This is a genomic window from Noviherbaspirillum sp., from assembly GCF_035944575.1.
Taxonomy (GTDB): Bacteria; Pseudomonadota; Gammaproteobacteria; order Burkholderiales; family Burkholderiaceae_D; genus Noviherbaspirillum.
In genome coordinates this window covers 1-11,419 of the sequence record NZ_DASZBA010000004.1, presented here as the reverse complement: position 1 = coordinate 11,419, position 11,419 = coordinate 1, and the positions used below count along the sequence as shown (strand labels likewise).

Here is an 11,419-nt window from a genome sequence, read left to right as displayed (position 1 = left end):
TCTGCGCGGTCCTTTCCTTGAGTCCGCACATCGCAAGCATCGTGCGGGCAAGATCGACGATCTTTACCTGCTGTCCCATGTCCATCACGAACACGTCTCCGCCGGTCGCCATCGATCCCGCCTGCATGACGAGTTGCGCCGCCTCGGGGATGGACATGAAATAGCGCACCACTTCTGGGTGGGTAATCGTTATGGGGCCACCGCGCTCAATCTGGTGCCGGAATAGCGGAACCACGGAACCGGACGAACCCAGCACATTGCCGAAACGTACGGCGCAGAATTTCGTGCGGGAACCGGCTTCGCGGTCCGCGGCCTGGAAGATCAGTTCGGCTACCCGCTTGGTGGCGCCCATGACGCTCGTCGGCCGCACCGCCTTGTCGGTTGAAATCAGCACGCAGGTCTTGACATGGTATGCGCGCGCCGCGTTCACGATGACGCTGGCCCCGAGAACATTATTCCGGACGCCTTCGGCAATATTGTCTTCCACTATTGGCACATGCTTATAGGCGGCGGCGTGATAAATGGTGTCGATATGGTTGTCGCCGACAATTCTCCGTACCAGCCGCTCATCGCACACCGAACCAAGGTGCGGGATAACCCTTATCGATGGAAAGCGCGTGCGCAATTGCTGATCGATGGCATACAAGGAAAATTCCGCATGATCCAGCAGATGCAGTTCTTCCGGCTCCAGTGTCATGATCTGACGGCATAGCTCGCTTCCGATGGAGCCGCCTGCCCCTGTCACCAGGACGCTTTGCTGGCGCACGCACTTTTCAAACAAAGTACGGTCAGGCTGAATCGGCTGGCGACCAAGAAGATCTTCTATCTTGATATCACGGATCGACCGGATGGAGATCGGCTCATCGGTCAACTCCATCAGGTTGCACAATATCTTTACCTGTGCGCTGGATTTCCGTGCGCGCTCCATCACGGCCCTGCGTTGCTCCGGTGTTGCCGACGGAGCAGCGATCACAATCAGTCCGATACGCCGCTGGCTTACCGTTTTACTTATCTCGTCCGAGTGAAACACGGTCAGTCCCGCGACATTGTGGTTTTCCAACGAGCGCTTATCGTCAAAAAAACAAATGGGACGAAAGTGGTCGCTTACCCGCATCGCAATCGCCAGCTTTGCCCCAGCTTCGCCCGCGCCGTAGATCGCGGTCCTGCATCCTTCCTCCAGCTTGCTGTTCCTGCCCCCGCGAAGAACGAGACGTGCGACGAGACGCGAGGTAACGACATAGGAAAAGGCGACAAACCAGTAAATCACCAGCGCGCCACGCGGCAGCTCCCTGCCGCCGATATGGGAGGCCAGTACGAACGCACAGGCCACTGCGGCCGCAAGCCCGAGACCGGCAACCATGAGAAGGCGCACATCGATAAAACGTATGATCGCGCCGTAAAGCGAGGTCATCACGAACAAGGGCACGGTGATGAGCATAATGAAGACATGCGGCAACAGGCCATACTGCATCGCAAGCTCCACATCACCCACGCGCAGCAAAAGAGCAATCATTGAACAAAACGGCAATAGAGCGACATCCGTCGCAAGCATGAGACCGACCTTTGCGAATCGGTTCATCGATACCAGCCCATCGCTGATGCGAATCGCGGCTACTTTGGTCGAAGTGGCTGAAAGCATGGTTATTGAAATGGGATCAGTAATAAGTGAATGGCTTAAGCAATCTTGCCGGCTGCCGACATCGACCGCGCGTTCTTACTTACTTTACTGGGTGATGGCAAAGAAAATAAGTAAGGGATTTCGATAGTTAAATGACCGAATGGGCCTGCAGCCTCTAATTTTTCAATTGGTACCCGGATGGCTGACACGGTGCGCATCCGGTGCACGACTGTGCGCATCGCACGCCTCCTCCACTCTTGACATCACATCACCGCTCATACGTCAGAATGATCCCGACCACCCCAGAAAAAAATAGCACCGGTTTGTGAATGGGGGCCAAGGCACGGAGCCACCATGCGAACCCGTACCGGAAGTCCATGTTCAAAACAGGGGACTCCACCCTATTGCCATCCGACGGTGTGTTTAGTCATATTGGAGTCGTGCGCCAAGCCATCGTCCGCACATGATTCCTTCAGACGGCCGAGGCGCGATAGGATCTGTTCACGGGCGGTCAGAAGCTCGCGGCTTGTCACGTCGCGCGCGGCGCGTTACGGATTGAAGTTGTGGGCGACTCGAACCAACCAGAGTACTACGAGGCGCGATGAAAGCTCAGAGGTCAACGTCTGATGTAATGATTGAAAACGCCTCGTGCCATGTATCGCAGATAGATCTCGCTCCGATCCTTCACACCGAGCGGAAATTGCCGCACCACCTTGGCAAAGGCCATCAGCTGCCGCAGCTTGTTCGACGTACGGCGGGAAGGAGCGTATACGGTAACCACTTCCGATGTGGAGCCGAACCGGAACCCGGCCTTGCCGGCGAGACGGGCCCACATCTCCGCATCCTGGCAAAACCGGAAGTTCCGAAAGCGTTCCTGATCAAGGAATTCCCTCCGCACCACGACGGTCGACGTGCCGACGGCAAGCTGCTTGAACAGATCCGCGCTCGACGAAATACGCGTCGGCGGCCGAATCACCTTGCGGCATCCGTCAAAGCGATATGCACCGGTCACGAAATTGGCGCCTGCTTCGATCAACTTGATCTGGCGGTCGAGTTTCGAGCCGCACCAGTAGTCGTCCGCGTCGAGAAAGGCGATGAGATCGCCGTGCGCGGCATCAAGCGCCGCGTTTCTCGCGTTACCAGCCCCATTCTCACGGTAATTTTTCACGATTCTGGTTATGCGATTCGAGCGACGAGACAGCGCCGCCCTGATGTCGTCTTCCGCAAGCTTGCTGTCGTTGCCGACCACCACGTCGAGATGAATGTGCGGCGCAAGTGCCTGCTTTGCCACCGACGCAATCGCCCTCTCGATAAGGTCGATCTCCTTGTAAAAGGGGATGATCACCGAAATGCTGCGAATAGCTGCTGTATTCATGCCATGACTCCCGGACGCCCTATTGCGTGGTAATCGAAACCGTTACTGCGCATCTGCGACGGTTCATACATGTTCCGGCCGTCAAAGATGGTCGCTGTATTCAACAATGATTTAATCTGCCCGAAGTCGGGACTTTGGAACACCTTCCATTCGGTCACGATCACCAGCGCATCGCATTGGTACAGTGCGGCCATCTGGTCGTCATAGAAAGTAACCCGCTCGAATTCCGGTGCGGTCAGGATGTTTTTCAGTGCACCTGCCGCCTGCTCGATGGCGACGGGATCGAACGCATGGATTGAAGCACCGCGCCGTAACAGGTTCGCGGCAATCGAGAGACTTGGCGCTTCGCGCATATCGTCCGTATTCGGCTTGAAGGCGAGCCCCCACAGAGCGAACGTATACCCGGACAGGTCCTCGCCGTATTTCCGCACCAGCTTGTCGCAAAGAACGCATTTCTGATCCTGGTTGACCTGCTCCACCGCATCGAGTATCCGCAGCGACTGCCCGCAGGAACGGGCGGTTTCAAGCAATGCCCGGACGTCCTTGGGAAAGCATGAGCCGCCATATCCGGTGCCGGCGTACAGGAAACTGAATCCGATACGCGGATCGGACCCGATTCCCTGCCGGACCAGTTCGATGTCCGCACCGAGGCAATCGGCGAGATTCGCCAGTTCATTCATGAAGGAAATGCGCGTCGCGAGCATGGCGTTGGCGGCATACTTGGTGAACTCGGCGCTTCGAACGTCCATGTACATGATGCGTTCGTGGTTACGGGTGAACGGCGCGTAAAGCGCTTTCATCATGGCCCGCGCCCGTGATCCGGCCGGATCGTCGTCGGAACCGATGACAATACGATCCGGCCGCATGAAGTCGTTGATTGCCGCCCCTTCCTTCAAGAACTCCGGATTGGATACCACCGAGAATCGGCCGTCGACATCTGCAATGTCGCGCCGTCGGAGTTCCTCGGCGATGGCTCCCTTCACCATCAGCGCCGTGCCAACCGGGACGGTAGATTTGTTCACGACGGTCTTGAAGCCGTCCATATATCGTCCGATGCTGCGCGCGGCGGCCAGGACATACTGCAAATCAGCCGATCCGTCTTCGCCCGGCGGCGTGCCCACGGCAATGAACAATATTTCGCCGTGCGCAACGCCAGCTGCCACATCCGTGGAAAAGCGAATACGCCCGTCCGAGCGATGGCGATCGATCATCTGCTTGAGACCCGGTTCGTGAATGGGCATTCCTCCTCTGTCGAGAACTCCGATCTTTTCGCGATCGACGTCAAGAAAAAAGACGTCGTTGCCATATTCGCTCAGGCACGCGCCCGTAACTAGACCGACATATCCGGAACCGATCACAGTGATTTTCAAATGCGCCTCCTTGAAAAGACATCCGTTCGTCTTTTGATAATCTAGCGGGAGGCACAGCGGAAGATAAGTATGGAAAACTGATTTATCACCGTTGGTTGAAGCGGAAAGCCCGATAATTTCGATTGGTGTGATGCGCCGAAAAGCGAGTGCGGGATCGGCCAGCGATCTTGGCATGTAACGCAACCGGCGCAGAGACAGTGCAGCAGTCTTCGTTCAGGCGCACCCGCCATAGCCGGTTCACCTCTGCAAAGTCTGTACGAGGACGTCAGCAGCAGTCCGTAGAACGTGCTTAGTTTGCAATCAGCGACGGGAAGAACATAACTTCGGCAAGCGCCCTCTTCTGCGTGTCCGCCGACCGGCCGAACATTGGATAATATTTTTCTATGAATGCGATGTCGGCTTCCTGTTCGCTTTTGATGACTTCATACAGCGTTCGCCCAAGGGTGCCAATGGCCGGCTTGTAGCGTGCCCATGTAACGTACCCGCTGGTCGGAAATGAGGCGGTCATGCCGTATGGCGGATGTCCTTCCCGGCATTTTCGCTTGTCGCCTTCATAAGCGACACGATACCAGCCGTTCGCACCACTCCAGTAGTTCGAAAACAATGGCCGGTTCGGGTCCTGGTTCCATAGGACCGAATACAGCGCCGTCGCAAATGCCTCGGGTAGTTGGTTCGACGGCAGAGCATCCCTGGAAACGGAAAAGACACGCGCTATCGCATCGCGATTGCGCTCAAGTGCATCCAGCGCAGGCACCAGGCGACGGGCATGACTGATATCCCAACCGGTGTCGCTGCGCATGGGCACGGTATGAGCGGGAATCCTGATGACAGCGCGTGCCTCGGCATTCGTATCGCCCGGCGGTGGGCACTCTGCGGGTTTCTCTTCCTTCTCATACCCCGCATACCTGCCATCGGCATAGTTTCTCCAGAAACCGCGATCCAGATCGGCAGCGGGCGTCTTGCTGTTTTTAACGGGATGATAGGAGACGCGTGCGGAAAAAAATGCCAGCAATGTACTTAAATGTTTGCGGAGAGGCTCGATCTGCTGCTTGTCAGCCGGTCGAATGGCGAACCCGAGCCTGCCTTGGGCGTCGAGAATGCCGGCGATTTCCGCGTAGATGGTTATCATCCATAACGGCTTATCCGTAAACAGCAGTGCGGTCGAGCCGTTCTTCACATCCTGAGGCGTTGCCTTGATGGCCTTCGCGACCTTGTCAATCGCAGATTCATTTCCCCATCGGGAAAGATGGTCAATGGCTATGCTGACGGTGTCGTTGATGTAGCGCTGCTCCTCGGCGCCCAACGGCGCGTTCGAGGTCGCAATGGCGTTAGCCAGATACGATGCCAGTCCGAGAAACTGCACACTGTGCAGCATCACCTCCCGGTTATGCAGCGGGGCCTTTTCATGGCATAGGGGGCCATCCCGGCATATCCACCATTTCGACGATGTCGCCAAGGATACCGGCTCCAAAGCGCCATATGCAGTGTGCACGATCCGGGCCATTTCCATGAGCCGGGCAGTCCGTTTGCAGCGCCGGGCCATGGATGCCAGGTTGTAGGTGTAAGTTTGAAAATCGTACAGCGCAGCGGTGTCTCCACGTGTCGACAAACGCTCCTTGATCAATCGGTTGCTCAGAAATCCATGGATTTCTTTATCCCACAGCGCCCATGCCTGCTTTTCGAGTGCGCCGTCGCAGCCGAAGGCGTCGTGCGCTGCGGCGGCAGCCGGGCCGCTTCCGAACAGAAGCGCGAGCACGGCTGCTATCGGCATAGCGCGGAGATATAGGTAGGTGTGCATGTTGGCGACCCTGCATATGCGGCCTTCAAGCCAGTTTGGCATAGAATCTGCGCAGCTTGATTTCTTCGACACTCCAGTTGAACCGGGAATGGACCGCCCGTCGTCCGTTCTCACCCATACGGCTGGCGAAGTCGCGGTCCATGACCAGCTTGTCAATGGCGGCGGCGATCGCCTTGGTATCGAATGGATTGACGCACAAGCCGCACTGGTTGCCTTCAACGATCTCGCGCCAGGCCGGGAAATCCGACACGATGACAGGCAGGCCGCCGGCCATATACTCGAACATTTTCACCGGCAGCGCGTCGAGATAATTCGGTTTTGGATGCAAGATCACCAGTCCCGCCATCGAGTTCGCCAGTACATTGCGCACGCCGTTTCGGTCTTGGAAACCTAATGCATTCACCTTCTCCCAGCCGGCATAGCTCCGAACCTCCGCTTCCACATTCCGCTCGGCGAAGCGACCTGCCAGATTCAGGCGGGCCGGAGAGCGTACCGTTTCCATCGCCGACACCAGCTCACGGATGCCGCGAATCGCGCTGATGTCCCCGACATAACATACCTCCATGCGCTTTTCCTTCCATTGCGCCCCTGCGTCAAGCTCGCCGGGAACGGGAAAGTTGTTGATGTCCACCGTGTGGGGATTGATGGACAAAAACTTATCCCGAATGGTTGGCGTTGCCGCAATGACGCCGTCGAATCGGCTGCATGCGTAACGCTCATAGCGGCCGACGAACGACGACAGCAACCGCAGCGAGTGCGTTCCGAGATATGGCTTTCCGAGAATTTGTTTTGGCACGTCTTCATGGGAATCGAAGATCACACGCTTTCCCAGGCGCTTGAGCTTGAGTCCGGCCGGCATCAACTCAGGGTCATGCAGATGATAGACATCGGCGTCAAGGGAAACGGCCTTTCCGAATACGCGTGCGGTGGCGTTCAGCACGCGGTCGAGACGGCTCCTTGACGGACCGGCGTCCACAATCGTCACGCCGTCCCGGGCTTCGTCACCCTTCCCGTCAGCGACGACGAATGAAACGTCATGGCCGTGTGATGCGAGGCTGCGGCATTGCTTGATAAAGATCCGGGTATCGCTGCGCGCGTGCGCGCTGCTCAGGTGAACTATGCGCATTGGAGGACCTATTGGATAAACAAGCGATCAGTAATAAATTGATATACAGACCGTGCGTCAGAAAAGCGGGAGGCAGGTCGGCGGAATTAATTACCGCGAGGATCGGCGCAATGACGGCAGCGGTAATCAATGCCCGATCGCCTGACTGGCGTGCACAGGCATCGATGTACTTAAATACTGCGGCGACGATGAAGGCATACAGTACCAACCCGGCAAACCCGGCCTGCATGTAGCCGCTGCCGAGCCAGCCCGTGTTGGCGCCCGTCGTCTCGTCGTAGAAATATTCGCTGCCGATCAGATGCGGCACATCGAGCGGATATGGATATTCGAGCAATCCGAGAGTTACCTTGCTGTTGGAGAACAGCACCGGGCCGTTCTGCGAAAAGAAGTCGTAGTACAAGTAATTCAGATGAGCGGGGATGAAGAACATCCTGCGCATCATCAGGTCACCCGTCCAGCCGAGATACCCGCTCTCATAGTGTTGCGCGCCCCAGAAATCGAGTACCGAGAGCACCAGGACGGTGAGTATGCCGAGTAGCAGCTTGCCGATCAGATGCTTTCCGGAAGATGCGGCATATACAAAAAGAAGCATGAATGGAATGAAAATCGTCGATTTATGCGCGGTAAGGCCGAAAATCAGCACCGTCGCTCCGAAGACGATCAGCGCCATGCCGTATTTCTTCTGGAGCAGTGCCAGCACGAACGCCACGGGAACGATAATTTTTGCAATGAGCGGGGAGATGTAGCCGAATATCCCGGGCAAGTTGCTGGCTGCCTCGCCGCGGAATTCATATACTTTCGTGAAATCGAAATTGAGATAGGCACCGCCGCCAAATGCAAAAATGGCGACGATGTAGGCGCATGAGAGTACGAACAGCGTGGAGCGCAAGGTGCTTTTGGATGCAAACGGAATATGCGGCGGCGTGATCTTGAAGCAGAACGGCAGGAAAATGACCAGGCAATACGCAACCATTACCTGCGCCAGATATTCAAACGGCCGGTTACCGGCCCAGAAAAGCACGATCATCGGGATGATCACATTCGACAACATCACTTGATAGAACAAGGTGGACGGCTTGTGCGCCGCTACCGGCGTGATCAGGGACATGACCGTTACCATCGCCAATGCGGCGTACCATCCTTCCTCGTCCGGATCGAACACGTAGCCTTCATATCCGTAGATAGGCGCGATGTAGTGCTCATAGCCGTACATCAGCACAAAAAGAATGCATAGATGCAGTACTAACGGAAACAGTCGTTGTCTCATGAGGGTCTGCTTACGGAGAGATGATCTCGCAATAGGTTTGCCGTGCCTGGTCGGTTTCGAAACAGGAGTTATGCCAAAGCAAGGTGAAGTTGCCGTTGAATCTTCGTGTCGCGTCCTTTAATGCTTTCATTATCGGAAGGGTGGATGCCGACAAATCGCCGCCCATATACGCGGTGATCGACCGGTCCATGCATACTAGCGGGCGCTGTTTCAGATTCAGGGCCGTTCGCGAATGCAGATCGAACATGGTGTATTCATGACAGGTGCCGCAACGGAAGCCGGTATGGTCCGCGTAGCCGAGCGTACTGTCGTAGGCGAGCCCGGCCGAATCCCATATGCCGGGAGTCGACGTTATCCAACGCAAGTAGTGCTGTCGTCCACCCATGACCGGCTGGGGTATGCGTTCTTCCTCCAGGATGCGCCTGAGGCGGCCGAGTCCGGATATCAGGGTCGGCATGCTGCGATAGGTGCGATACCCGGGATGAATGCCGATCTCATGCCCGCGTTCCGCGATGCGCCGCATCATTGCCCTGACGGCGGTCTCTGCGATGGCACATTCGCCATCCATGGCGGAATCGGTGATTTCCGGGATGAAGTAGAAGGCCACGGTATTCCCGGCTCTTTCATTCACGTCCATCATCCAGTCCACCGTCGGATAATAAGGATCGTTTTTCCAGTTTCCCTTGCGGCTGGCGAGATAATTTTTCAGCGGCGCCATGGCGCCGGCGAGGGTGCGCTTGCGCAGTGTTTCGGCGGCGGTCCTGCGGAACAAGCGGGGCAAGGATGCGGCACTGGGGTGATATGGATGGTCGACATCACAGGTAACCACGTTTGCATGCTGGCGTGTTTTGCGCTCGAGCTGCGGCCATAGCATCGCTATTGCCGACCATAGAATCTCGACGTATTCGTCGACAATCGGACGGTGCAGGAACCCTTCCCGGTGTGCAAGCGACGCGCTCGCCGGAAATCGATCGTGCGCATCGCGCCGCTCGCAGACCGCCTCCTCATATCGAGACAGCATGAAGAAGGCAGAACCGAAGATATCGAGCTGAAGTTTCGCGTTAACGTCTCCATCGCGGGAGAAGCCGCCGCTGCCGAACAATACCGGCACCGAGGTTTCGCCGGGAGCCAGAAGACAGGCATGCAGGCCATTGTCTTTCACCGTCCATCGACGCAGCGGTCCGATCGGCAGCGATGTCTTCATGAGCCAGCAATCTTTTGCAGCGGCAAAGAAATCATCAGGCAGGCTGAGGCGCTTTCCGGCGGCCTCGATGTGAACTTCCTGCACGGCATCGAACTGAATGCGATGACTCAGGCCGAGAAATTCGCCAAGCAGGACACCGCTTACCCAGGAGCGCTCCTGGCGGCAGTTATCCGGAAAGGTTATCGTGAGCATCACTTTCCTTGGATGACCGACAACATGCATTCCCGCATCAGAAGCAGCCGGGAGCGCGTCTTGGTGATATGAAAATATGCTGTCTGGGTACCGCCGCAGGATCGCCTGACGATTTCGACGCCTTTTATCATCGACCCGACGAAGTCGAACATCTTCAATCCCGCTCTTATGCAGAACTGGATGGCTTCATGAATGAGCAGGATGCCGGCTCCGCTTTGCCGCAGGTCCGGGTCCTCGCCGACCATGTGCACATAGCCGGTTTCATCATCCCAGATCAGGTAGAGCGCCGAGTGGAACCGTCCTGTCTCATCGACGGCGGCGAATATCTTGCGCTTGTCCCTGGCTGCCAGCGCCGCATCGATGCGCTTCACATAGGCGAGGCTGTAAGGGACTGCCAGGCGCTGACGGGAGAATGTCTTCCTGTTCAGCTCGAAGAAGACTTCCACGGGGCAATCGTCGATCACAGTAACAAGCTTTTGCGCTTTTCTCACCTTGTTGCGCATGTTCGAGGAGAATTCCGCAAGCACGTCCAACCCCGACCTTAGCGGGATCGTATAAGTGTAACGCGTGGTTTGATTGAATCCTTCCCAGTAAAAGGGCAGCCAGTTCCGAATCCTGTGGTTCCATGACTGCGAGAAATGGTCAAACCGGGGCAACTGCAGAATCAATGTTTCCATGCATTCCTTTTGCATGCGGAGCATGGCTGCATTGCTTCCCTTGAAAGGGGCAAACCAGGGACCTAAAGCGGGCGTCAATGCCGGCTGACCGACAAGTTTGAGGCCGAACCGCCGCCGCCATGAGTAGGGCAGTGCGGCGACGATATGCCCGCCTTTTTCGACCAAAGCCACATCCCATGCTTTCACGCCGGCAGTCGCATCAAGCCACCAGTCGCGGGAAAACACCGGTATCGAGGTTTCCTCTTTACACAGCATCCGATACTTCTCCTTCGCACTTAACATCGAAGCACCGGATTCGGCGAGTTCTTGGAAATTGGCCTGGGTTCGCAAGTTGCCGATCAAATCCATGAGAATCATCCTTCAAGAATCGAACCAGGCTTGGCTGATTCGCACCAGTTTCGAACTTGAGCTGGTGATGTGAAAATACGGAATCTGCGTCGCCCCGAAGCTGCGGAAAAACCGTTCGATCGGCTCCAGCATCGAACCGGCAAAGTCGAATCGCTTTGTTACCGTGGCGGCATACTGGATCGCATGCCAGAAACAGAAGCTGATGGCACCAGTGTTACGCAATGCCGGATGGGACCCGACCATCAAGCCGTATGCACTCTCTTCGTCCCAGACAATGTATAACCCCGCGTGGTGCCGCCCTTGCGGGTCGACCGCGATAAAGAACTTGCGGCAACCACGTTCGGCGCAAGCCGCATCCAGCCGGCGCACGAACGCGTCCGAGTATGGAACCTCCATCCGCTGGCGCGCAAACGTCATCCGGTTCAACGCAAGAAACGCATCCAG

The 11,419-nt window shown here is 56.6% G+C and carries 9 protein-coding genes; all 9 read right to left on the bottom strand.

Annotated elements, in window-relative coordinates; all coding sequences use genetic code 11:
• The coding region (locus VGU61_RS00160; RefSeq protein WP_326857054.1) for a nucleoside-diphosphate sugar epimerase/dehydratase at positions 1–1,639 on the bottom strand (1,639 nt) is incomplete at its 3' end.
• A 595-nt stretch (positions 1,640–2,234) separates the two neighbouring features.
• On the bottom strand, positions 2,235–2,993 hold the full coding sequence (locus tag VGU61_RS00155; protein WP_326857053.1) for a glycosyltransferase family 2 protein: 759 nt from the start codon (positions 2,991–2,993) through the stop codon (positions 2,235–2,237).
• Entirely contained in the window at positions 2,990–4,363 is a 1,374-nt protein-coding gene (locus VGU61_RS00150) for a UDP-glucose/GDP-mannose dehydrogenase family protein (protein WP_326857052.1), read from the bottom strand. The genes VGU61_RS00155 and VGU61_RS00150 overlap by 4 nt, the downstream gene beginning before the upstream one ends.
• Positions 4,364–4,652: 289 nt before the next feature.
• Positions 4,653–6,134: a hypothetical protein gene (locus tag VGU61_RS00145; RefSeq protein WP_326857051.1), complete on the bottom strand. Its 1,482-nt coding sequence runs from the start codon at positions 6,132–6,134 to the stop codon at positions 4,653–4,655.
• 52 nt (positions 6,135–6,186) lie between these two features.
• A complete protein-coding gene (locus tag VGU61_RS00140; RefSeq protein ID WP_326857050.1) occupies positions 6,187–7,287 on the bottom strand; it encodes a glycosyltransferase family 4 protein in 1,101 nt (366 codons plus the stop codon).
• Complete coding sequence (locus VGU61_RS00135) at positions 7,196–8,554, bottom strand: hypothetical protein (RefSeq protein ID WP_326857049.1); 1,359 nt, start codon at positions 8,552–8,554, stop codon at positions 7,196–7,198. Before VGU61_RS00135 ends, VGU61_RS00140 begins: the two co-directional genes overlap by 92 nt.
• Before the next feature lie 10 nt (positions 8,555–8,564).
• The gene (locus tag VGU61_RS00130) at positions 8,565–9,950 is read right to left on the bottom strand and encodes a polysaccharide deacetylase family protein (RefSeq protein WP_326857048.1); all 1,386 of its coding nucleotides are present in this window, start codon (positions 9,948–9,950) and stop codon (positions 8,565–8,567) included.
• The gene (locus VGU61_RS00125; RefSeq protein WP_326857047.1) at positions 9,950–10,975 is read right to left on the bottom strand and encodes a GNAT family N-acetyltransferase; all 1,026 of its coding nucleotides are present in this window, start codon (positions 10,973–10,975) and stop codon (positions 9,950–9,952) included. The genes VGU61_RS00130 and VGU61_RS00125 overlap by 1 nt, the downstream gene beginning before the upstream one ends.
• A 12-nt stretch (positions 10,976–10,987) precedes the next feature.
• Positions 10,988–11,419: GNAT family N-acetyltransferase (locus tag VGU61_RS00120; protein WP_326857046.1), on the bottom strand; the 432-nt coding region annotated here is incomplete at its 5' end.